The following is a 21,304-nucleotide window of genomic DNA, read 5'->3' on the forward strand; positions in this document are numbered from 1 at the left end:
CGACCATAAAACAAACCCAGTTGCTCTACTGCAATTAGAATTGCTACAGTCGGTTCGCGATGGTCTCCGCCGTCGCCGAACCGACGCCCTCCACGTCCCGGAGGTCCTCGACGGACGCCTCCCGAACCGCGTCCACGCTCCCGAACCGCCGGAGCAGGCGCTTGCGCAACTCGGGGCCGACGCCCTCCACGCCGTCGAGCGCCGTCGCCACCTCGTCCCGGACGGTCTGGTGGTACGCCACCGCGAACCGGTGGGCCTCGTCGCGGACGCGCTGGAGGACGTGTAGTTGGGGCGCATCGTCGTCCCAGTCGTACGTTCTGTCGGGCGTCACTACGATTTCCTCGTCTTTCGCCAGTCCAACGGCGGGCACGTCCCAGCCGACTGCATCGAGTGCCTCGCGGGCCGCGTCCAACTGTCCGCGCCCGCCGTCGATGAGCAGCAAGTCGGGGTCCGGGCGGTCGTCTCGTCCTTCGACGGCGCGCTCGACGCGCCAGCGCACGAGGCGGCGCATGTTCGCGTAGTCGTCGTTCTCCTCGTCCAGTTTCTTCCGGCGGTAATCCGCCTTCTCCGCGCTCCCCTCGACAAAGCAGACGTCGCTTCCGACGACGGCCTTCCCCTGCGCGTGGCTCACGTCGAACCCCTCGATGCGCGCCGGCCTGCCGATGCCGAGCGCGTCCGCGAGCGCGCCGAGTTCGTCCCGTTCCCCGGTGTACCGGTGGGCGTTCTTCAGCGCGAGGTCCACGAGCGTCGCCTCCCGGCCCGCGCCCGGCACCCGGACGTCGACCCCCGCGTCCGCCAGCCACGCCGCCACGTCCTCGTCGCCGTGGTCCTCGGGGAGCAGGAGGCGGTCCGGCAGGTCCCGTTCGGCGTAGAACTGCACGACGAACGCCGCCAGCACGTCAGCGACCCGGCTGGCGCCGTCCGCGGCCCCGCCCTCCGGCGCGTCGAGTCGGTGCTGGTCGCGCTCCACCAACTGCCCGCGCTCGGCGTGCAGGCGCGCCACCGTCGCCGAATCGCCCTCCACCGCCACGCCGAGCACGTCGGTCGTCGCCGCGTCGTCGCGCCCCGCCACCGCCCCACCAGACCCCTCGTGGAACCCGGTCACGGCGTCGAGTCGGTCCCGCAGATTCGCGGCGCGCTCGAACTCCTGTGCCTGCGCCGCCTGCTCCATCTCGCGCTCGATGGGGTCGGCGAGCGCGCCGGTCTCCCCCTCGAAGAAGCGGCGCGCGCTCTCCACGTCCTCGGCGTAATTCCCTTCCGAGATTTCGCCCGTGCAGGGCGCCGTACACAGCCCCATCTCGTAGTCGAGACACGGCCGGTCCCGGTTCCGGTACTTGTGCTCGGAGCACCCGCGGAGGCCGTACACCTCCCGCACCGCCTTCACCACCGTCTCGACCTCGCCCACGTCCGTGTACGGGCCGTACGCCGCCGCGCCCTCGTCGGGGTCGCGAGTCACCTCGATGCGGGGCGCCGCGTGGTCCGTGAACTGCACCAGCGGGTAGGACTTGTCGTCCTTGAGGCGGACGTTGTACCGGGGCTGGTGGCGCTTCACGAGGTTCGCCTCCAGCAACAGGGCCTGGGTCTCCGTGTCCGTCACCGCGAAGTCGAGGGCGTCAGCGCGCTCGACCATCCGGCCGATGCGCGCCGACCGCGGGTCGGCGTACGACCGCACCCGGTCCCGGACGTCCACCGCCTTCCCGACGTACAGCACGGTGCCGTCCGCGCGCTCGAACTGGTAGACGCCCGGCTCCGCCGGCAGGTCGCTCGCGCGCTCCCTGACCTCGTCGGCGTCCATCGCCCCCGGCTACGGCCGCGCCGGCTTTCAACTGCGCGGTCCCCGGCGTTCTCGCGCCCCGTCCCGACCTCGAATCGTTGAAGGACGTGGTCGTTGAATCACCCGCCATGAGCGACACCGAGCGCGTCTGGCTGGTCTTCCGCGAGTACACCGACAAGGGCCTGCTGAGTCTCGTGTACGCCACCGAAGACGGCGAACACGTCTTCGAGAAGCAACGCTCGATGAACGCCGGCGACCCGACCGCCGCCACCGACGCCGACGTCGCCGACCTCGAACCGGTCGAGGACCCCGCGGACGTCGAGCGGTACAGCGACGAAGCCCAGCGAATGCGGGACGAACACGACCCCGACGAGACCGTCTGACTCTCGGATGTCGCGGAGCGCGCCCGATTCGCAGTGCCCGCGACGCCGGGCAAGACACTTCACGCCGCCCCGCGACGCTCCCGGTATGACGCCCCTCCACCGGCCGGTGACCGCGCCGTGACGTGGCTGGCGGTCGCCCGCCGCGACGTCCGCGAGTACCGCGCCGACCGCACGCTCGCGTCCTTCTGTGCGTTCTTCGCGCTCGCCTGCGGCGCCGTCGCGTACGTCGCGACGGGCGACGCCGGCGCGCCGCCGCTCTCCGAGGCGCTCGCGCTCATGTTCCTCTTCGGCGTGCCTCTGACCGCCGCGTCGTTCGTCGACGAGTCGATTCCCCGCGCCGTCGTCTCCGGTCGCGTCCGCCTCACGCTCTCGCTCCCGCACGCCCGCGGCGAGTACGTCGCGGGCGTCGGCGCCGCCGGCCTCGCCGCCACCCTGCTGGCGACTGCGGTCGGCGTCGCGAGCGCGCTCGCCATCTACCTCGTTCGCGGCGGGCCCGTCGCGCCGCTCCGGCTCGCCGGCGTCTGCGCCGTCGTTTCGCTCCTCGCCGCCGCGTTCACCGCCGCGACGCTCGCGTTCACCGCGCGCTCCCGGTCGCCGACGCTCTCCACGGCGACCGCCTACGGCTTCTTCCTCGTGTCGTTCGTCTGGCCGGCGTTCGTCCAAATCGGCCGTCTGCTCCTCGACGGCGAACTCGGCATCGCGGTCTCGGACGCCGCCGCGAACGCCGTCGTCCACCTCAGCCCCGTCTTCGCGTTCCAGGCCGCGCTCGCCGGCGTCGAGACGGGGTTCGGCGGCGCGTCCGGTTCCGTCCCGCCGTGGGCCGGCGTCCTCGTGTTGCTCGCGTGGACCGGACTCGGGTACGCGCTCGCCGCGCGCCGATTCGGCAGTCTCGAACTCTGAAGCGGCGGTCGAACGTCGCTACCGGTGAGAATCACCGCAACGGATTTACAGTCTGCTCGTGACGTTTCGCCCATGCCAGCCATCGAGTTGTCCGGCGTCACGAAGCGATTCGGTGACGTCACAGCCCTCCACGACCTCGACTTGCGCGTCGAGGACGGCGAGATATACGGCTTCCTCGGGCCGAACGGCGCCGGGAAGTCCACGACCATCGACATCCTCCTGGACTTCGTGCGCCCGACGTCCGGGCGCGCCGAAGTGCTCGGAATGGACGCACAGGCGAACTCCAAGGCCATCCGCCAGCGTACCGGCGTCCTGCCGGACGGCTTCCACGTCTACGACCGCCTGACGGCGCGCCAGCACCTCGAGTTCGCCATCGAGTCGAAGAACGCGGACGACGACCCCGAGGCGCTCCTGGAGCGCGTCGGCATCCCGGGCGCGGTCGACCGGAAGGCCGGCGGCTTCTCGAAGGGGATGGCCCAGCGCCTCGCGCTCGCCGTCGCCCTCGTCGGGAACCCCGACCTCATCATCCTCGACGAGCCCTCGACGGGCCTCGACCCGAACGGCGCCCGCGAGATGCGGAGCATCATCCAGGAGGAGGCCGAGCGCGGCGCCACCGTCTTCTTCTCCAGTCACATCCTCGAACAGGTCGAAGCCGTCTGCGACCGCGTCGGCATCCTGCAGGACGGCGAACTCGTCGCCGAGGACACCATCCGCGGCCTGCGCGACGCCGCCGGCACCGGCACCACGCTCACCGTCACCGTCGACGCCGTCACCGACGCCGTCACCGACGCCGTGCGCGACGTTGCGGGCGTCACCGACGTCTCGGCGTCCGGCGACACGCTCACCGTGCGCACCGAGAGCGCCGCGAAGACCGACGTGCTCGACGCCGCCGAGTCCGCGGGCGCCGACGTGCTCGACTTCGCCACCGAGGAGGCGTCCCTCGACGACGTGTTCGCCGCGTATACCGAGAAAGCCGAGGTGACGGCATGAGTTGGCGCGTCGTCGCGAAGAAGGACTTCCGGGACGCCAGCCGGTCGAAGGCGCTGTGGGCGCTCACCGCGCTGTTCGTGCTGTTCATGGCGGGGATGGCGTACGTCTACACGCTCCTCCAGGAGAGCGGCGGCGCCGCCGGCACGGAACTGGAGAGCGTCGGCCTGCTCTTTTTCCTCCTCAACCCCGTCACGCTGCTCGTGCCGCTGACCGCGCTCGTGATGGCGCACAAGTCCGTCGCCGGCGAAGTCGAGTCAGGCAGCGCGAAGTTCCTCCTGTCGCTCCCGCACACGCGCCGCGACGCGCTCGCCGGGAAAGTCGCGGGGCGCGGCGCCGTCCTCGGCGCGGCCGTCGCCGTCGGCCTCGTCGTCGCCGCCGTCGTCACCGTCGTCATGTACGACTCCTTCGACGCGATGGCGTACCTCGGCTTCTCGGCGCTCACGCTCCTGCTCGCCGTCGCCTACGTCGCCATCGCCGTCGGCCTCTCGGCGACCACGAAGGACGCCGGGCGCGCCACCGTCCTCGCCGCCGGCTTCTTCGTCGTGTTCGAACTCGCGTGGGCCATCGTCCCCATCGGCATCTACTACCTGCTGAACAACTCCTTCACGCCGACCGGCACGCCGCCCGAGTGGTACCTCCTCCTGAACCGCATCCCGCCGTCCTCGGCGTTCACGAACGCCGTCTTCGGGTTCCTCCCCGGAAACGCCGGCACCATCGCCCAGTACTTCCCGCAGAACCCGCCCATCTACCTCTCGAAGTGGGGCGCGCTCGCGATTCTGCTCGCGTGGGCCGTCGCCGTCCCGCTGGTCGGCTACCGCGTCTTCGACCGCGCGGACCTCTAGGGCTGCCGGCGGTACCGGCGCGTGCGCCGCCCGTCGAACATCGGTCCGGCGCCCGCGTCCTCGAACCCCTCGTCGTCGAGAATCGTCCGGAAGTCGTCGTCCTCGTCGTCCGGCAACACCACCTCCACCGGCAGGTCCTCGCGCGCCGCGAACTCGCAGGGCGCCGCGAGCAGGTCGCCGAGCGCCGCCGGGTCGCCGCCGAGACGCGTGACGTGGACCGCGCCCCGCCACGTGTCGTAGGCGACGAATCCCGCTACTTCACCGTCGTCGTCGGCGACTCGCACGGAGCGGTCGCGGATGAGTCGGGCGGCGTCGACGGCCTCGTCGGCGAGCGCGACGACCGCGTCGGCGTCCTCGTCGGTTGCGTCGCGGACGTGCATAGCGACCCGTAAGCGCGCCGAGGACTTCAACCCCGCGCGGCAACCGTTTCGGGCATGCAAGCAGTTATCCCCACCGAGGGCCCTACTCTCCGGCAATGACTACGGTACGCTGTGCCGGTGACCGCCGATGCGCGTAGTCGCGAAGTTCGGCGGCACCAGCCTCGGGAGCGGCGACCGCGTGGAGCGCGCCGCGGACTCCATCGCGGACGCGGTCGCGGCCGGCCACGAGATTGCGGTGGTGGCGTCCGCGATGGGCAACACCACGGACGAACTGCTCGACGACATCACGTTCGACGCCGAGGACGCCGACCGCGCCGAAATCGTCTCGATGGGCGAACGAACGTCGGTGCGGATGCTGAAGGCGGCGCTCGCGGCCCGCGGCGTCGAAGCGGAGTTCCTCGAACCCGGCCACCCGGATTGGCCCATCGTCACGAACGAGCGCGGCGAAGTCGACGCCGACGCGACACAGGAGCGCGTCGAAGCGCTCGCCGACCACCTCGGCGACGCCGTCCCCGTCATCACGGGCTTCCTCGCCGAGGACCACGAGGGGAACGTCACGACGCTCGGGCGCGGCGGCTCGGACACCACCGCCGTGATGCTCGGGCGGTACGTCGACGCCGACGAGGTCGTTATCGTCACCGACGTCGAGGGCATCATGACCGGCGACCCGCACGTCGTCGAGGGCGCGCGCAACGTCGGCGAAATCACGGTCGACGAACTCCGGAATCTGTCCTTCCGCGGCGCCGAGGTGGTCGCGCCGTCCGCGCTCTCCTTCAAGGACGACGACCTCTCCGTTCGCGTCATCCACTACCAGCACGGCGACCTGCTGTCCGGCGGCACGCGCGTCGAGGGCAAATTCGAGAACATGATCGACATGCGCGAGGAACCGCTCGCGTGTCTCACCGTCGCCGGGCGCGCCATCCGGAACCGCCCCGGCATCATGTCGACGCTGTCCACGGCGCTCTACGAGAGCGACATCAACGTCGACGCCGTGGCGTCGGGGATGGACTCGATGACGTTCTACGTCGACGAGGAAATCGCCGAGCGCGCCGAGAACGTCCTCCACCGCGAGGTCATCGACGTCGGCGAACTCTCCTCGGTGACGGTCACCGACAACATCGCGGTCATCCGCGTGCTCGGCGGCGAACTCCCGAACCAGCCCGGCGTCCTCCAGCGCATCGTCGACCCCATCGCGGAGGCCAACATCAACGTCATCGACATCATCTCCAGTGCCACCTCGGTCGCCGTTTTCGTCGACTGGAGCGACCGCGAGGAAGCCCTCGACATCGTCCAAGACCACTTCGGGTCGACGTAGCCGGCGTCGTCCCTCACTGAACAACCCTGTACGGGCGGGTACACGTCTTCTACGCCGGAACTTTCACAGTTCGGCCCCCTGTTCTGCACGTGCGTTCCTACAAGACGACGATGGTCGACCCCGTCCGCCTCCTCCCCCGCGAGGACCGCGACGCGGCGCTCGCGGACGCGGGCTACAACGTCTTCAACCTCGACAGCGCGGACGTCTTCGTCGACCTGCTGACCGACTCGGGAACCGGCACGATGAGCAACGACCAGTGGGCCGCCATGATGCAGGGCGACGAGGCCTACGCCGGCGGCGACAGTTTCGCCGACCTCGAAGCCGCTGTCTCCGACGTGATGGGCTTCGAGAACGTCGTTCCCGCCCACCAGGGCCGCGGCGCCGAGAACGTCCTCTACGGCGCGCTCGTCTCCGAGGGCGACACCATCCTCAACAACGCCCACTTCGACACCACACGCGCGCACGTCGTCGCGAACGGCGGCGACGCCGTCGACTGCCCGGTCGAAGCCGCGACGGACATGGACTCCGACGACCCCTTCAAGGGCGACTTCTCGCTGGACCGCGCCCGCGCCGTCGTCGACGACGTCGGCGCCGAGAACGTCCCCGTCGTCGTCCTCACCATCACGAACAACTCCATGGCCGGCCAACCGGTCAGCGTCGACAACACCCGGGCCGTCGCCGAGTTCGCCGACGACATCGACGCGACGTTCGTCGTCGACGCCTGCCGGTTCGCCGAAAACGCCCACTTCGTCCAGCAGCGCGAACCCGAGTTCGCTGACGACTCCGTCGCCGCCATCGCCCGCGAACAGCTCTCCTACGCCGACGCCTGCGTGATGAGCGGGAAGAAAGACGGCCTCGTCAACATCGGCGGCTTCGTCGGCATCCGCGAAGGCCGCGACGAACTCCACGAGCAGTGCCGCCAGCGCGGCATCCTCTACGAGGGATTCTCCACCTACGGCGGCATGTCGGGTCGGGACATCGCCGCGTTCGCCGTCGGCCTCCGCGAAGCCGTCGACCCGCCGTACGTCGCCGAGCGCGTCGAACAGGTCCAGCGCCTCTGCGAGGCGCTCGCCGACCGCGGCGTCCCCGTCTACCAGCCCGCCGGCGGCCACGCCGTCTACATCGACGCCAACCGCGCGCTCGACCACATCCCCCGCGACCAATATCCGGGGCAGGCGTTCGTCTGCGAACTCTACCGCGAGGGCGGCGTTCGTGGTGTGGAACTCGGGCGCTTCGCCTTCCCCGACACCGACCGCCGCGACCTCGTGCGCCTCGCCGTCCCCCGCCGCATGTACGGCCCCGACCACGTCGAACACGTCGCCGACACCGCCGAAGCCGTCTGCGAGCGCGCCGACGAAATCTCGGGTCTGGAAATCGTCGAGGAACCCGAGATGGAAGAACTCCGGCACTTCTCCGCCGAACTCCGGCCGGTCGAATAGTACGGGCTCGGTTTCTGCTGTACTCTCGCTCTTCGCGGCTCTGCTCCGAGCGTCGACGACGTTAGAAAGCCCTCGGCCGCCACGACTCTCGCCGCTCGCTGCGCGCTTCGCTCCCTTCGGTCGCTGCAGTGCTTGCGTCGCGGGGAGTCGTCCTGACGGCCTCGCCCTTTCGATCCGCCAGGCCTACCGGCTGTGTGGTCTCGTCACGAGCACGCCGGCTGTCGCATTCTGCTACCGTCCGTCCGACAGCCGGTCTGCCGTCTCCGGCGGCAAGCCGGCCTCCTGGACGGCCTCTTGTACGCGTTCGGTGTCGTACTCGACGCGGTGTTCGCTCACGGACAGGTCGTCGAGGTCGAGGACGGCGTACGCCGCGCGCGGGTCGCGGTCGCGGGGCTGGCCGACGCTCCCCGGATTCATCACCACGCCGTCGGCGTACGTCTCGTGGGCTTGGACGTGCGTGTGGCCCAGAATCAGCGCGTCCTCGTCGCCGAGCAGGTGCGGACCGAAGTCCTCGGGGTACGTGTACTCGTCTTGTCGCTCCGGGTGGTCGTGGACGACCTTCACGCGGCCGTCGGCGAGCGTGCGCTCGCGGGGCAGATTCTCCACCCACGTGCGCTGCACGTCGTTCAACTCGGCTTTGGCGTGTTCGACGCCCGCCTGCGCCATCCCGTTCCCCCGGAAGTTCCGATCCGTCGCGACCATCCGGTCGTGGTTCCCCATCACCGCCGGGACGCCGCGCTCGCGGAGGCCGTCCACGCACTCGGCGGGCCACGGATTGTACCCGACTACGTCGCCCGCGCAGACCAGTCGGTCCACGTCCGGCATCTCGTCGAGAACCGCCTCCAGCGCGACCAGATTCGAGTGAACGTCAGAGACGACGCCGACCTTCATGCCCGGGACTCGGGCGTCCTCGGCCTTAGTCCTCCTGCCCGTTCTCGATTGCCGTCGCGTACCCCTCGCCGTCCCGCACGACACCCACCGAGCAGACCGCGTGCTCGAACGCCGCGCTGTACGCCTCGGCGGCGGCCTCGCTCGCGGTGTCGGCCTCGAAGCCGATTGGCTCGGGACTGTCCTTCTCGTAGGTCGCGACGAGCGTCGGCTCGTCGACGGATTCGACGAGCAGTGCGTCCTTCCGCACCGTCCCGACGTAGGCGTCGCCCTCGGGCGTCAGCACTCCGGCGATGCGGGGCGTGTCGTAGTCGTCTTTCTCGTAGTCGAGCGCGAGCAGCGACTCGGCGAGCGCGTCCCGCGCCGGATACCCCAACCCGAGTTTCTCGGTGATAGGGTCGACGTGGCTCCCGTTCCCGACGACCGCGTGCCCGACGGCCTCCCGGTAGCAGTTGTACGACACGTAGGGGTTGTCCGTCTCGGGGGCGTCCGGCGTCGGCGCGACCGTCAGCGCGCCCTCGCGTTCGACAACGCGGCGATTCGGGAACGACCGCGAGGAGACGCGGTACGCGGCGACCTCCGGACCGACGACGACGAACCGTCCGACGTACATACGAGAACGTGCATCCTAGCGTGGCAAATAGGCGTCGGTGTGTACACGTTCGAGTGTTCGGGCGCTCGCCGCCGTGCCGAACGCTCTCACCGCCGGACGCCTTCGCAACACTAATAAATTCGAATCCCGTCGTATCCACTGCGAACGACGAGTCCCGTGGGGTAGTGGCCAATCCTGAAGCCTTCTGGGGGCTTCGACGGAAGTTCGAATCTTCCCGGGACTATTCTCCTGCGCGCTACGGCACGCAGTGAATCGTGCAGATTCGAAGCAGGGAACGGAGCGAAGCGGAGTGACCGGGGTTCGAATCTTCCCGGGACTATTCTCCTGTGCGTTACGGTACGCAGCGACGCGTCCGTCCCCGCCGAATCCCAAATTAAGAAGGTGGTGCAGTCCGTCTTTCGGGACGCCCAGGTCCCGAACCCGGTCGTGTGCCCTGACCATCGACCTGGGTGCACTCCCGTGGACCACCCGCCACGGGAGGTTTCTGCGAGCGCGCTGTGCCCAGACAGCGACGGGTTTCGCGCGTACTGACGGCGAATTTATGTGTAGGTTTTATTTTACGTTCCCGGATTTGGGAGGACGATGTCGGAAACTGACAACAACAATACCACCGACCGGCCGCCGGAACAGCCGGTCGCGGACCAACGACCGAACCCCCAGCAGACCGCACAGCCCTCGATTTCGGACCTCGCGACCGACGAGACGACCAAGGCGTACGTGAAGTTCGTCACCGCGTGTTTCGCGCTCGTCGGCGCCGCGGCCGGTCTCGCCGTGGTGCTCGTCGGTTTCCTCGGCGGCGCGCCGCTGTCCCCTGACATCATCGTCAGCCCGAACACCTTCCTCGACAACTTCGACGCGGTGATGGGGCAGCTGTACGCGAACCGTCTCGCGTTCCAGACGATGAACGCCGCGCCCGTCGCGGCGGGCCTGCTCGGGGTCGCGGGCGGCCTCTACACCGCGACCACGCTCGACGGCACGGACCGCCACACGTACGTCGCGAGCGCGCTCGCTGGCGGCGTCGGCGCGTTCGTGCTCGTCGTCGTGGTCGGCGTCCTCGCGTCGGTTGCGGTCTCCACGGTGCCGACGCCACAGCCGTCCGAGACCGCGTCAGCGCTCTCCGGAACGACCGCACAGACCTCCCAGCTGAGCAGCGCGTCGGGCGCCATCTCCGCGGTGTACATCGGCGGGACGAAACTCGCGTTCGACAAACTCGCGTTCAACGCCGTCGCCGTCGGGGTCGGCGTCGGCGCCGTGAGCGCCGCGAGCGCGTACGTCGCCCGCGAATACGCACCGACGAACTGACTGCGGACGACGCCACCGTCTCCCATATCACTGCAAAATTATAAGTGAGGGAAGTGATATTCCTCGCTCGATGTCGGGTCAGAGCGGCGACACGGGAGGGGAATCGCAGACGACTACACACCAGACACAGCGCGTCACCCAACAGGAGGACTCCTACGCGGACCTCGTGACGGCGCCGTTGACCAAGCAGTTTGCGAAATTCTCGGGGGCGACCGGCGCCGGCGTCGGCGTCGGTCTCGGCGTCATGTTCCTGCTGTTGAAGTTCGTCGGCGCGCCGACGATTACGCAGTCCACCGGCGGGAGCGGCGGCAGCGGGTCGAACGCGGGCATCGCCGCGACCCAGTTCGTGAACTCGTCCGCGCAGTTCACCATCTACCTGCTGCCGTTGCTCGCCGCGGCGTTCGCCGCGGTCGTCGGCCTGTACGCGGCCCGAGAAATCGACGCCGAGGACCGCGAGACGTACGTCGCGAGCGCCGCGGGCGGCCTCGCCGGTGCGCTCGCGCTGTTCGTCGTCGGCGCGTTCCTCGTGTCGATGGCGTTCGGCACCGCGAGCCTGCAGGGCAGTACGGTCGTCCAGAAGCCGGGGAGCGTGGAGTTCGGGAACCTCCTCGTGAACGCGGTCGCGGTCGGCGCCGGTGCAGCGGTCGTCGCGGCGGCGACGACGTGGACTCACCGCACGCAGGCTTAGTCGAGTAGGTCCCGCTCGCGGAACAACCCCTCCAGTTCTGCCATCGACGACACGGACGCGTCGCAGTGCGCGTCCACGCCGTCTTTCGGTTCGAAGCCGACCGCGTAGCCCGCGGCGTTCAGCATCGGCACGTCGTTCGCGCCGTCCCCGACGGCGACGGCCTCCTCGACGGCCACGTCGAAGTCCGCGCAGACCTCGCGGAGCGCGTCGTCTTTCGTTCCCTCGACGAGGGGGCCGTCCACCGCTCCGGTGAGTTCGCCGTCGGCTTCTGGGAGGCGGTTCGAGACGACGCGGTCGGCGCTCACGCCGGCGGCGTCCAGCGCGGCCTCGACGCCCGCGCCGAAGCCGCCCGTGAGCACGACGACGCGCACGCCCTGCTCTCGCAGGTCGCCGATTAGGGGGCCGGCGTCGTCTCGCAGGCGCACGCCTCCGTAGATGTCGGCCGCGTCGGTGCTGTCGAGGCCGGCGACGAGGCCCGCGCGCTCCCGTAGGCTCTCGGCGTAGGAGAGGTCGCCGCGCATCGCGCGCGCCGTGATGTCCGCGACCTCGTCGCCGACGCCGTGGCGGGCGGCGAGTCGGTCGAGCATCTCCGAGTCCGCGAGCGTGCCGTCGAAGTCGAACGCCACCAGCGACATTGGAGGGGGTTGGCGGTCAGCGGGGAAAAGTCTCGCTGCCGTGGCAGGCGTTACGGCTCGGGGGCGTGGGCGTCGAGGACGGCGCCGCGACTCTCGACGAGCGCGCCGAGGTGGTCGGTGTCGGCGAGCGCGCGGAAGTCACAATCGGGGAGGGCGTCCGCGGTGCGCCGGGCGGCGGCGACGGGAACGTTGGTGTCGCGCTCGCCGTGGAACCACCGAACCTCGCAGTCCACGTCCCGCGGGCGAGTCGGCCAGTCCTCGGTGAACTGTCGGGATTCGCGGACGACGCCGGCGCGACGCTCCGAGAGCGCTTCGAGGAAGTCCCGCTTCACCACGTCGGCCACCTCGTCGGGGACGCCGTCGCGGGCGCCGTCGGTGGTGTACTGGGCGGTGACGAACGCGGGCGGGCGCCGGGCGGCCAGCCACGCCTGCCCGCGCAGGAGTCCCCCCAGAACTCGGGGGGTCGCGCCGGCGAGCGTCCCGAGCACGCGCTGGGGCGTCGGCGTCTCCTCGCGCTCGGAGGCGGGGACGCCGCCGGCCACCACGTCGACGCGCGTCACGCGGTCGCCGAGGTCTGTGGCCGCCGCGAGCGCGTGCGGCGCGCCCCCGGAGAACCCGAGTAGGCCGGCGGACTCGACGCCGGCGTCGTCCAGCACCGCGGCGACCACGTCGCCCGTGTCCGCGGGGCCGTAGCCGTCGCGTGCGGGACTCTGCCCGTAGCCGGGGCGGTCGAAGGCGAGTACGCGAACGCCACGCGCTCGCGCCGCGTCGTCGTACAGTTCGCCGAGCACGCGCGAACCGGGCGTGCCGTGGAGGAACACCACCGGCTCGCCGCCGGGGTCGCCGTACGACTCGTAGGCGACCGGCTCGCCGGCCACCTCGGCGGTCTGCGTGCCGACCTGCTGGTCGCTCCGGGCGCGTGACGTGACGCTCACGAGTGGACGTAGCCGGCCCGAGCGCGAGGGGGTTTCGGCGGATGCATCCGGTCTTTTATAAGTCGCGGACGAGGAGAATGGCGCGTGAAACGCGTCACGCTGTCCGTCGCGTACCCGCCCGAACTCATCCACCCGCTCCACCGCGAGGTCGTCGCGCGGGACGCCGCGACGCGCGCCGACCTCCTGACGTGGGGGCCGGTCGGGAGCGCCACCGGCCTCTCGTGGTTCGACGCCGACCGCGACGCCACCGCAGCGCTCCTCGACGCCGTCCCGCAGATGGCTGACGTGAGTCTCGTCGCGGGCGACGGCGGCACGTACGCCTTCACGCGACAGACCGAGTACGGGTTCGCCGACGAACTCCTCGAACTGGTCGTCGAGGCGGACGCGGCCTTCGTCCCGCCGCTCTCGTTCCGCGAGGACCGTACTGCGCGCTTCGAGGCGGTGGGCGAGTCAGACGCGCTCGCGGCGTTCTACGAAGCGCTCGCCGGCGTGTTGGATGCGAGCGTCGAGGCGGTCCACGACTTCCGGCGGGGCGGGACGCCAGCCGACCTCACGACGCGCCAGCGCGACGCGCTCGCCGCCGCCGTCGACCTCGGCTACTACGAGGTGCCCCGCGAAGCGAGCGTCGCGGACGTCGCCGACGCCATCGACTGCTCGTCGAGCACCGCTGGCGAACTGCTCCGGCGCGCCGAACGCGTCGTCGTCCGGGACGCCGTCGCTGGTGAACCTGCACCCCGCCGGCCCCACCGCCCCCGCCTCGCCGGCGGCGACCCGTAGCCCGGCAGACGCTGCCGGAGCCGGGCGCGGGCGTGGACAGAACCGCCGCCAGCCGCCACACCACATTACACGTTCTCGAACACATCCCGGGCTCTAGAGTCGCGTCAATACGTGCATGTGCGGAAACCCTTATCCGCGCTCCCGGCGACTCACGGACATGAAGGTTCTCGTCACGGACCCCATCGCGGACGCCGGCCTCGACCGACTCCGCGACGCCGGCCACGAGGTAGTAACGGCCTACGACGCCGAGGGCGACGCGCTCCTCGACGCCGTCTCCGACGCCAACGCACTGGTCGTGCGGTCCGGGACGCTCGTCACCGAGGAGGTCTTGGAGGCCGCGCCCGACCTCGCCATCGTCGGGCGCGCCGGCATCGGCGTGGACAACATCGACATCGACGCCGCCACCGACCACGGCGTCGTCGTCGCGAACGCCCCCGAGGGGAACGTCCGCGCCGCCGCCGAGCACACCGTCGCGATGGCGTTCGCCGCCGCGCGCTCGATTCCGCAGGCCCACGCCCGCCTCACCGACGGCGAGTGGGCGAAAGGCGAGTTCCTCGGCACCGAACTCAACGGCAAGACCCTCGGCGTCGTCGGCCTCGGTCGGGTCGGCCAGGAGGTCGCCAAGCGCCTCCACTCGCTGGGCATGGACCTCGTCGCCTACGACCCCTACATCGGCGAGGAGCGCGCCGAACAGCTCGGCGCGGAACTCGTGGAGTTCGAGGACTGTGTTGCGCGCGCCGACTTCCTCACGATTCACGTCCCGCTCACCGACGAAACCGAGGGCCTGATTGGCGAGGCCGAACTCGCGGAGATGGAGGGCGGCTACGTCGTGAACGTCGCCCGCGGCGGCGTCGTCGACGAGGACGCGCTCGCCGAGGCCGCCAACGACGGCGTCATCGCAGGCGCCGCCCTCGACGTGTTCGCGGAGGAACCGCTCGCCGACGACTCGCCCCTGCTCGACGCCGAGTCGGTCGTCGTCACCCCTCACCTCGGCGCGTCCACGCAGGCCGCCCAGGAACACGTCGCCACCACTACCGCCGACCAGGTCGTCGCCGCGCTCGCCGACGAACCCGTGTTGAACGCCCTGAACGCGCCGAGCGTCGACGAGAGCGCGTTCGGCCGCATCCAGCCCTACGTCGAACTCGCGGAGACCGCCGGGAAGGTCGCCGCCCAGTTGTTCGACGACCGCATCGAGTACGTCGACGTCACCTACGAGGGCGACATCGCGAGCGAGGACCTCGAACTCGTCACGGCGAGCGCCCAGAAGGGCGTCTTCGAGCCGCTGGAGTGGCAGGTCAACGCCGTGAACGCGCCCCGCGTCGCCGAGGAGCGCGGCATCGAGGTCTCCGAGACGAAGACCCGACAGAGCGACGACTTCCAGAGTCTCGTCTCGGTCACCGTCGGCAACAGCGACCGCGACCTCACCGTCTCGGGCACGCTGTTCGCGGGCGACGACCCGCGCCTCGTGAAAATCGACGGCTACCGCGTCGACGCCATCCCGCACGGCCACATGCTCGCCGCGCGCAACCGCGACGAACCCGGCGTCATCGGTTTCGTCGGCACCGTCCTCGGCGACGCCGGCGTGAACATCGCGGGGATGTTCAACGCCCGCGAGACCATCGGCGGCGAGGCGCTCACCGTCTACAACCTCGACTCGCCGGTGCCCGAGGACGCCCGCGACCGCCTCGCGAGCGACGACCGCATCATCGACGTGACGAACGTCCAGTTGAACGGCGAGTAGGCGGGACGACTTTCTCACCGGCGCGCGTTGCTCCGGTATGGCCTCCGTCAGCGACACGTTCATCGAGAACCGGGAGCGCGTCCAGCCCGACGACGCGAACAACTACGAGTCCGCCCACGGCGGGAACGTCGTGAAGTGGATGGACGAGGTCGGCGCGATGTCCGCGATGCGCCACGCCGGCACGACCTGCGTGACGGCGCGCATCAACAGTTTCAGCTTCGACCGCCCGATTCCCACCGGCGACACCTGCGTCATCGACGCCTACGTCTACGACGTCGGGCGGACGAGCGTGAAGGTCCGCCTGCGCGCGTACCGCGAGGACCCCCGGACGGGCGAACGCGAGCAGACCACCGACTCCTACTTCGTGTTCGTCGCCGTCGACGAGGAGATGCACCCGACCGAAGTCCCCGAACTGCGCGTCGAGACCGAGCGCTGTCGTGAACTCCGCGAGGCGGCGCTCGAAGGCGAAGCCGAGCACTGACCGGACCGCGGACTACCGCAACCCTCGCGCTCAAATACGCGCCGTCCCTCCTCCCGGTAGTGACAGACTCCGCGACCGAGGAGCGACTGGTGACGGGGTACGCGGGCCGCCTGCTCGTCGCCGTCTCCGTCGGCTGGCTCGCGATTCAGGCGGGCCGGCTCGTGCTGTCGCCGTCGCTCCCCGCGGTGAAAGCCGACCTCGGCATCTCGGACGCGCAGGCCGGCTTCGCGTTCACGCTCCTCTGGGGGCTGTACGCGCTCCTCCAGTACCCGAGCGGACGGCTCTCGGACGCCCTCTCGCGGAAGACGCTGCTCGCGTCGGGGCTGGCGCTCGTCGTCGTCGGGTTCGGCGCGCTCGCGTCCGCGCCGAACTACGCCTTGTTCCTGCTCGGGGCGGCCGTCGTCGGTGCTGGCGCGGGACTCTACCCGACCGCCGCCCGCGCGCTCGTCTCCGACCTCTACACCGAGAAGCGCGGCCGCGCGTTCGGCCTCCACACCGCCTCCGGCGACGTCGGCGGCGTCGCCTCGGCGGGCCTCGCGGCGCTCGTGCTCGCCGTCGCGACGTGGCGCTGGGCGTTCCTCCCTGTCGTCGCCGTCGCGCTCGCGATTCTCGTCTCGCTGCACCTCTGGAGCCGGGAAGCCTACGTCTTCGAGCGCCGGTCGCTGGACGTCCGCGACACCGCCGACCGCCTGCTCCGCGGGTCGCGGTTCCGGTGGCTGCTGGTCGCGTACACGCTGTACGCGTTCACGTGGCAGGCGACCGCCGCCTTCCTCCCGACCTTTCTGGAAGTCGGCAAACAGTTCGACCCGCTGGTCGCGCAGGTCGCGTTCGGGGTGCTGTTCGGCGTCGGCGCGGTCGTCAAACCGACCGCGGGCACGCTCTCGGACCGCCTGCCGCGGCGCACCATCACGGTCGGCGCGCTCCTGTTGGGCGCGGTGTCGCTGGCGGGCGTCGTGCTCGCGGACTCCCCGGTCGCCTCCGTCGCCGCCGTCGTCGCGTTCGCCGCCGGCCTGATGGCGTTCCCGCCGGTGATGCAGTCCTACCTGATGGACGCGTTCCCCGACGACTCCGCGGGCGGCGACCTCGGCGCGATGCGCACCGTCTACATCGGCATCGGCGCGCTCGGCCCGACGTACGTCGGCACCGTCGCCACCGCCGCCGACTACCGGGTCGCGTTCTGGGGGCTGGTCGTCGCGTTGCTCGCGAGCGCCGCGCTCGTCGCCGTCACCACCTAGGGCTTCGCGTGCCTCTCCACCGGTTCGACACCGGATACGCCGACGCGCACGCCGCCTCCGTCGCTCTCGTCGAGTGTCACCGTCCAGCCGTGGGCCGCCGCGATGTCGGCGACGATGGCGAGGCCGAGGCCGGTTCCGTCGTCGTTCGTCGTGTGCCCCCGGTCGAAGACGTCGTCGCGCGCGTCGGCGGGGATACCGGGGCCGTCGTCGGCGACGAAAAAGCCGTCCTCGGTCGGTGCCACGGTGACGGTCACCTCGCCGCCGCCGTGTTCTACCGCGTTCCGGAAGACGTTCTCGAGGAGGCTCTCCAGTTGCCCGGGGTCCGCGACGACGGCGCCGTCGACTCGCAGGTCGAGGGTCGCGTCCGCCGTCGGGACGTTGCTCCACGCGCGCTGTGCGACCGTCGGGAGCGACACCGCCGTCGTCTCCGGGTCGTCCACGCCGGCGCGCGCGAGTCGGAGCGTCCCCTCGATGATGTCGTCCATGCGGTCGTGGGCCTGCCGGACGCGGTCGAACTGCTCGGAGTCGCCGGTCTCCTCGGCGAGGTCGAGGTAGCCGTCGGCCACCGTCAGGGGGTTCCGGAGGTCGTGGCTGATGGTGTCGGCGACGCGCTCCAGTCGCTCGTTCTCGCGGTCGAGTTCGTGGCGCTGGCGCTCCAGTTCGGTGACGTCCCGAAGCAACAGCAGTTCGCCGTCCTCGTCCGTGCTCACGTCGGTCCGCCGCACGGTCAGCCACCGCGCCCCGTCGCCGCCGTCCACGGACACGGGGTCGGTGTGGTCCGCGTCCAGCGCTGCGAGCACGGCGTCCGGGAGCACGTCGTCGAGGGTATCGCCAGCCGTCAACTCCGCGCCGAGCAGGCGCTCCGCGCTGGGATTGTAGTCGGCGACGCGCCGCTCGGCGTCCACGACGAGAACGCCGTCGTCCAACTCCGAGAGCACGCGGTCGTGGGCGACGGGCACGAGGTCGAACAGTTCGTAGCGCGCGATGGCGTACGCGAACGCCGCCGCGGTGACGCCGACGAACGCCTCCGGTTCGACGACGGTGGTGCCGGAGTAAAACGCCATCGCGGCGGCCCACGGCACGGTCACGCCAGCGAGCACGACCACCGTCTGCCGGCGGTACTGTCGGCCGACGCGCAACATCGCGTCGAGGAGCATCGTCGTGCCCGCGGCGTTGAGGAGATTCGAGTACGCCACGCCGACCCAGAACGCCGGGCCGAACTCGCGTTCGAGGCGGACCACGCCGTCGACGCGCTGGAGGCGCATCGACTCCCGGACGAGGTGGTGGGCGTCGTTCGTCACCGAGAGCACGAACACCGCGACCGGAATCACCGAGAGCGCGGCGAGGATGCGGGGCGTCGCCCACCTCTCGCGGTCGGTGTAGTCCGCCGCGAACGCGAACCACGCGACGGGCGTCGCGGTGATGCCGACGTACTGCACGACGACCGAGAACTGCGTTACCGCGTACGACGTGGACGCGACCTGGAGCGCGTTACCGGCCGCCCAGACGGCGGCCGCCGCGGTGAACGCCGCCGCGCCGGTGGCGCCGGGCGCGTCTTGCCGCCACGCGTACCACGCGACGGTAGCGGCGACGACCGCCGACGTTGCCGAGAGAACGACACCGACGGTCACCTGCATGACACCCGTAGGTTACGGTAGTCTGGAATAAGCCTACTGGCTTCTGGGCGGTGTTTCGACGTCTCTCGGGCGGTATTAGGGCGTCTCGGGAGCGAAAATTACTCGCCTCAGAGCGCGTCGAGGACGCCGTCAGCGTCGGCGGGCACCGCCGTCGTGTCGCCGCCCGCTTCGGCCGCCGCGTCCGGGTCCTTCAGGAGGTGGCCGGTGGTCAGGCAGACGACGCGCTCGTCGGGGCCGACCTCGCCGCGCTCGCGCAGTTCCAGCAGCCCGGCGACGCTCGCCGCCGACGCCGGCTCGACGCCGATGCCGTCTTCGGCGAGCATGCGCTGGGCGTCGGTAATCTGGTCGTCCGAGACGGCGACGGCCGTGCCGCCCGTGTCGTAGATGCCGGGGAGCGCCTTCGGCGCGTTCACGGGGTTCCCGATGCGGATGGCGGTCGCGCGCGTCTCCACGTCGTCCCAGCGCTCGACGTGGTCCGCGCCGGCTTCGACGGCTTCGACCATCGGCGCCGCGCCCGCGGCCTGCACGCCGGTGAGCGTCGGCATCTCGCCCGCTTCCATCTCGCCGGCGGCGACGAGTTCGCGGAACGCCTTGTACAGCGCGGCCGTGTTCCCGGCGTTCCCGACGGGGAGGACGATGCGGTCGGGCCACTCGCCGTGGGCCGCAACGGACTGTTCGAGCATCTCGAACGCGATGGTCTTCTGGCCCTCCAGGCGGAACGGATTGAGAGAGTTCAGGAGGTACGCCTCCCCGCGGTCGGCGAGTTCGGCGACCACGTCGAGGCAGTCGTCGAAGTTGCCGTCCACCTCGCAGATGCGCGCGCCGTGCAGCGCCGCCTGCGCGACCTTCCCGGCGGCCACCTTCCCCGCCGGCAGCAACACGAGGACGGGCGTGTCGGCGCGCGCGCCGTACGCCGCCAGCGCCGCCGACGTGTTCCCCGTCGACGCGCACGCGAGGCGCCCGACGCCGAGTTCGTCCGCGACGCGCACGCCGACGGTCATCCCGCGGTCCTTGAAACTCCCCGTCGGGTTCATCCCCTCGTGTTTCACGCGCAGGTCGGCGACGCCCGCCTCGGCCTCGATTTTCGGCGCCTCGTACAGCGGCGTGTTCCCCTCCTGAATCGACACCCCGGACTCGAAGGGCAGCGATTCGGCGTACCGCCAGACGCCCTCGCCCGAGAAGTCGTCGAACGTCGGGTAGTCGGCGTACCGCGCCTCCAGCAGGCCGTCGCAGTCCGGACACCGGTACACAACGCCGTCGAACGGCGCGAGCGTCGCGCCACACTCGACGCACGCCAGCCACGCGCCGTCGTCGGCTTCGGCGGGCGCGCTGCCGCCGAGCGAGAGGTCGGTCATGCGAACGACTCGGTGACGGACACACAAATACGGGCCGGGTGGCGCGGGTTTTGCCGGTCCGTCAGTACGCGTAACTGTGCTCGGCCACCTCGATACGCCCGTCCTCGCGTTCGGCCAGCGGCGCGTACCGGTCGTCGCCGAGTTCGCCGAGGTAGTCGGCGAACTCCTCGCGGAGTCCCTCGGGCGAGTCGTCCCAGAGGCCGACGGCGTGCTCGACGAGTTCGTCGGCGGTCGCGTGTTCGCGGTCCGCGTCGCGCGTGACGCCGTAGAACGCAGACGCCGCCATCTCGCGGAGGAGCACGCGGTCCTCCCACGCGTACATGCAGTCCCAGTCCGAGGGCAGGAACTGGACGCCGCGCTCGCGGTGGCGCGCGCACTCGCGGCGTTCGAGGTCGCCGATTGGCCGGAGTTCCACGTCGAAGGTGTCGTCGCCCATCTCGACGACGAAGTAGCCGCCGTAGCGCTGTTCGCCCGTCTCCGGGTTCGTGGCCTGCAGGAACGCGGCGTTCAGCCGTCGGTCCTTCCGCCGGCCGAAGTGGGTGTTTCCACAGAAGTGCGCGTTCCCGTCGAAGTGGTCGACGAGCCGCCACGTCTCCATGTGCGTGACGAGAATCGTGTCGGAATCGACGCGCTCGGGGTCGTTCGTGAACCGCTGGCCGCCGACCGTCACGGCGCCGTCGCTCGGAATCTCGGTGCCGGCGTCGATGTCGTAGTCGATGTCGCCGAACAGGTCCTGGTTGCCCCACACCCACAGCAGGCCGTGGTCGGCGCGCTCGTCGAACTCGCACAGGTGGTGTTCGGTCTCCCGGAGTTGTTCGACACCGAGTTCGGCGTCGTGGCGCATCGCTCGCGTGAAGTCGCCGACGTGCACGACGTAGTCGAAGGACTCGCCGTCGATGTCGTCGAGGACGCGCTGGAGGGACTCGCCGTCGCCGTGGTTGTCGCCCATCACGAGGAACCGATTGCTCATGTCTGAACGCCGAACGAACGCCGA

General features: G+C 70.5%; 21 protein-coding genes and 1 tRNA gene. 13 read left to right on the top strand and 9 right to left on the bottom strand.

Annotated elements, in window-relative coordinates:
* Nucleotides 1-43: 43 nt before the first annotated feature.
* Nucleotides 44-1,795: an excinuclease ABC subunit C gene (locus LT972_RS14045; protein ID WP_232571009.1), complete on the bottom strand. Its 1,752-nt coding sequence runs from the start codon at nt 1,793-1,795 to the stop codon at nt 44-46.
* A gap of 107 nt (nt 1,796-1,902) precedes the next feature.
* Here LT972_RS14045 and LT972_RS14050 point away from each other — a divergent pair, with 107 nt between their 5' ends.
* The 4 genes from LT972_RS14050 (at nt 1,903) to LT972_RS14065 (ending at nt 4,889) form a co-directional block, all read left to right on the top strand.
* The gene (locus tag LT972_RS14050; RefSeq protein ID WP_232571010.1) at nt 1,903-2,157 is read left to right on the top strand and encodes a hypothetical protein; all 255 of its coding nucleotides are present in this window, start codon (nt 1,903-1,905) and stop codon (nt 2,155-2,157) included.
* Between the two features lie 117 nt (nt 2,158-2,274).
* Nucleotides 2,275-3,057: an ABC transporter permease subunit gene (locus LT972_RS14055; protein ID WP_232571011.1), complete on the top strand. Its 783-nt coding sequence runs from the start codon at nt 2,275-2,277 to the stop codon at nt 3,055-3,057.
* A gap of 72 nt (nt 3,058-3,129) precedes the next feature.
* Nucleotides 3,130-4,047, top strand: a complete 918-nt coding sequence (locus LT972_RS14060; protein WP_232571012.1) for an ABC transporter ATP-binding protein — start codon at nt 3,130-3,132, stop codon at nt 4,045-4,047.
* Nucleotides 4,044-4,889: an ABC transporter permease gene (locus LT972_RS14065; protein WP_232571013.1), complete on the top strand. Its 846-nt coding sequence runs from the start codon at nt 4,044-4,046 to the stop codon at nt 4,887-4,889. Before LT972_RS14060 ends, LT972_RS14065 begins: the two co-directional genes overlap by 4 nt.
* Here LT972_RS14065 and LT972_RS14070 read toward each other — a convergent pair.
* Nucleotides 4,886-5,269, bottom strand: coding sequence for a GNAT family N-acetyltransferase (locus LT972_RS14070; RefSeq protein ID WP_232571014.1), 384 nt, complete (start codon nt 5,267-5,269; stop codon nt 4,886-4,888). The two genes, LT972_RS14065 and LT972_RS14070, sit on opposite strands and share 4 nt — an antisense overlap.
* Before the next feature lie 127 nt (nt 5,270-5,396).
* Between LT972_RS14070 and LT972_RS14075 the strand changes: the two genes are divergently transcribed.
* A complete protein-coding gene (locus LT972_RS14075; RefSeq protein WP_232571015.1) occupies nt 5,397-6,584 on the top strand; it encodes an aspartate kinase in 1,188 nt (395 codons plus the stop codon).
* Between the two features lie 89 nt (nt 6,585-6,673).
* Entirely contained in the window at nt 6,674-8,023 is a 1,350-nt protein-coding gene (locus tag LT972_RS14080; protein ID WP_232571016.1) for a tryptophanase, read from the top strand.
* Nucleotides 8,024-8,254: 231 nt separating this feature from the next.
* On the opposite strand, the gene LT972_RS14085 is transcribed toward LT972_RS14080, so the two are convergent.
* Together LT972_RS14085 and LT972_RS14090 are read right to left on the bottom strand one after the other, a co-directional pair.
* Complete coding sequence (locus tag LT972_RS14085) at nt 8,255-8,914, bottom strand: metallophosphoesterase family protein (protein ID WP_232571017.1); 660 nt, start codon at nt 8,912-8,914, stop codon at nt 8,255-8,257.
* Nucleotides 8,915-8,939: 25 nt separating this feature from the next.
* On the bottom strand, nt 8,940-9,524 hold the full coding sequence (locus LT972_RS14090) for an IMP cyclohydrolase (RefSeq protein ID WP_232571018.1): 585 nt from the start codon (nt 9,522-9,524) through the stop codon (nt 8,940-8,942).
* Nucleotides 9,525-9,674: 150 nt separating this feature from the next.
* On the opposite strand from LT972_RS14090, the gene LT972_RS14095 reads away from it, so the two are divergent.
* The 3 genes from LT972_RS14095 (at nt 9,675) to LT972_RS14105 (ending at nt 11,514) form a co-directional block, all read left to right on the top strand.
* Nucleotides 9,675-9,747, top strand: a tRNA-Gln gene (locus LT972_RS14095).
* A gap of 359 nt (nt 9,748-10,106) precedes the next feature.
* Entirely contained in the window at nt 10,107-10,826 is a 720-nt protein-coding gene (locus LT972_RS14100; RefSeq protein ID WP_232571019.1) for a hypothetical protein, read from the top strand.
* Between the two features lie 70 nt (nt 10,827-10,896).
* On the top strand, nt 10,897-11,514 hold the full coding sequence (locus tag LT972_RS14105; protein WP_232571020.1) for a hypothetical protein: 618 nt from the start codon (nt 10,897-10,899) through the stop codon (nt 11,512-11,514).
* Here LT972_RS14105 and serB read toward each other — a convergent pair.
* Together serB and LT972_RS14115 are read right to left on the bottom strand one after the other, a co-directional pair.
* Complete coding sequence (gene serB, locus LT972_RS14110) at nt 11,511-12,149, bottom strand: phosphoserine phosphatase SerB (RefSeq protein ID WP_232571021.1); 639 nt, start codon at nt 12,147-12,149, stop codon at nt 11,511-11,513. The genes LT972_RS14105 and serB overlap by 4 nt on opposite strands.
* A gap of 50 nt (nt 12,150-12,199) precedes the next feature.
* Entirely contained in the window at nt 12,200-13,084 is an 885-nt protein-coding gene (locus LT972_RS14115; protein WP_232571022.1) for an alpha/beta fold hydrolase, read from the bottom strand.
* 84 nt (nt 13,085-13,168) lie between these two features.
* Here LT972_RS14115 and LT972_RS14120 point away from each other — a divergent pair, with 84 nt between their 5' ends.
* From LT972_RS14120 to LT972_RS14135, 4 genes are all read left to right on the top strand, one after another.
* The gene (locus LT972_RS14120; RefSeq protein ID WP_232571023.1) at nt 13,169-13,861 is read left to right on the top strand and encodes a helix-turn-helix domain-containing protein; all 693 of its coding nucleotides are present in this window, start codon (nt 13,169-13,171) and stop codon (nt 13,859-13,861) included.
* Between the two features lie 157 nt (nt 13,862-14,018).
* The gene (gene serA / locus LT972_RS14125) at nt 14,019-15,602 is read left to right on the top strand and encodes a phosphoglycerate dehydrogenase (RefSeq protein WP_232571024.1); all 1,584 of its coding nucleotides are present in this window, start codon (nt 14,019-14,021) and stop codon (nt 15,600-15,602) included.
* Nucleotides 15,603-15,639: 37 nt separating this feature from the next.
* On the top strand, nt 15,640-16,083 hold the full coding sequence (locus LT972_RS14130; protein ID WP_232571025.1) for an acyl-CoA thioesterase: 444 nt from the start codon (nt 15,640-15,642) through the stop codon (nt 16,081-16,083).
* A 59-nt stretch (nt 16,084-16,142) separates the two neighbouring features.
* Entirely contained in the window at nt 16,143-17,318 is a 1,176-nt protein-coding gene (locus LT972_RS14135; protein WP_232571026.1) for an MFS transporter, read from the top strand.
* Here the strand turns inward: LT972_RS14135 and LT972_RS14140 are convergent.
* From LT972_RS14140 to LT972_RS14150, 3 genes are all read right to left on the bottom strand, one after another.
* Entirely contained in the window at nt 17,315-18,955 is a 1,641-nt protein-coding gene (locus LT972_RS14140; protein ID WP_232571027.1) for a sensor histidine kinase, read from the bottom strand. The genes LT972_RS14135 and LT972_RS14140 overlap by 4 nt on opposite strands.
* Before the next feature lie 107 nt (nt 18,956-19,062).
* Nucleotides 19,063-20,310, bottom strand: a complete 1,248-nt coding sequence (gene thrC / locus LT972_RS14145) for a threonine synthase (protein WP_232571028.1) — start codon at nt 20,308-20,310, stop codon at nt 19,063-19,065.
* Between the two features lie 61 nt (nt 20,311-20,371).
* Entirely contained in the window at nt 20,372-21,280 is a 909-nt protein-coding gene (locus LT972_RS14150; protein WP_232571029.1) for a metallophosphoesterase family protein, read from the bottom strand.
* Between the last annotated feature and the right edge of the window lie 24 nt (nt 21,281-21,304).

Origin of the sequence: Halobacterium litoreum, from assembly GCF_021233415.1 — an archaeon.
GTDB classification, from domain to species: Archaea; Halobacteriota; Halobacteria; order Halobacteriales; family Halobacteriaceae; genus Halobacterium; species Halobacterium litoreum.

Excerpts from the sequence above, each read along its gene's own strand:
- serB (WP_232571021.1), bottom strand. The coding sequence starts at position 12,149 with ATGTCGCTGGTGGCGTTCGACTTCGACGGCACGCTCGCGGACTCGGAG.
- LT972_RS14105 (WP_232571020.1), top strand. The coding sequence starts at position 10,897 with ATGTCGGGTCAGAGCGGCGACACGGGAGGGGAATCGCAGACGACTACA.
- LT972_RS14045 (WP_232571009.1), bottom strand. The coding sequence starts at position 1,795 with ATGGACGCCGACGAGGTCAGGGAGCGCGCGAGCGACCTGCCGGCGGAG.
- LT972_RS14130 (WP_232571025.1), top strand. The coding sequence starts at position 15,640 with ATGGCCTCCGTCAGCGACACGTTCATCGAGAACCGGGAGCGCGTCCAG.
- LT972_RS14070 (WP_232571014.1), bottom strand. The coding sequence starts at position 5,269 with ATGCACGTCCGCGACGCAACCGACGAGGACGCCGACGCGGTCGTCGCG.
- LT972_RS14140 (WP_232571027.1), bottom strand. The coding sequence starts at position 18,955 with ATGCAGGTGACCGTCGGTGTCGTTCTCTCGGCAACGTCGGCGGTCGTC.
- LT972_RS14075 (WP_232571015.1), top strand. The coding sequence starts at position 5,397 with ATGCGCGTAGTCGCGAAGTTCGGCGGCACCAGCCTCGGGAGCGGCGAC.
- LT972_RS14150 (WP_232571029.1), bottom strand. The coding sequence starts at position 21,280 with ATGAGCAATCGGTTCCTCGTGATGGGCGACAACCACGGCGACGGCGAG.
- LT972_RS14090 (WP_232571018.1), bottom strand. The coding sequence starts at position 9,524 with ATGTACGTCGGACGGTTCGTCGTCGTCGGTCCGGAGGTCGCCGCGTAC.
- LT972_RS14050 (WP_232571010.1), top strand. The coding sequence starts at position 1,903 with ATGAGCGACACCGAGCGCGTCTGGCTGGTCTTCCGCGAGTACACCGAC.
- LT972_RS14100 (WP_232571019.1), top strand. The coding sequence starts at position 10,107 with ATGTCGGAAACTGACAACAACAATACCACCGACCGGCCGCCGGAACAG.
- LT972_RS14085 (WP_232571017.1), bottom strand. The coding sequence starts at position 8,914 with ATGAAGGTCGGCGTCGTCTCTGACGTTCACTCGAATCTGGTCGCGCTG.
- thrC (WP_232571028.1), bottom strand. The coding sequence starts at position 20,310 with ATGACCGACCTCTCGCTCGGCGGCAGCGCGCCCGCCGAAGCCGACGAC.
- serA (WP_232571024.1), top strand. The coding sequence starts at position 14,019 with ATGAAGGTTCTCGTCACGGACCCCATCGCGGACGCCGGCCTCGACCGA.
- LT972_RS14060 (WP_232571012.1), top strand. The coding sequence starts at position 3,130 with ATGCCAGCCATCGAGTTGTCCGGCGTCACGAAGCGATTCGGTGACGTC.
- LT972_RS14065 (WP_232571013.1), top strand. The coding sequence starts at position 4,044 with ATGAGTTGGCGCGTCGTCGCGAAGAAGGACTTCCGGGACGCCAGCCGG.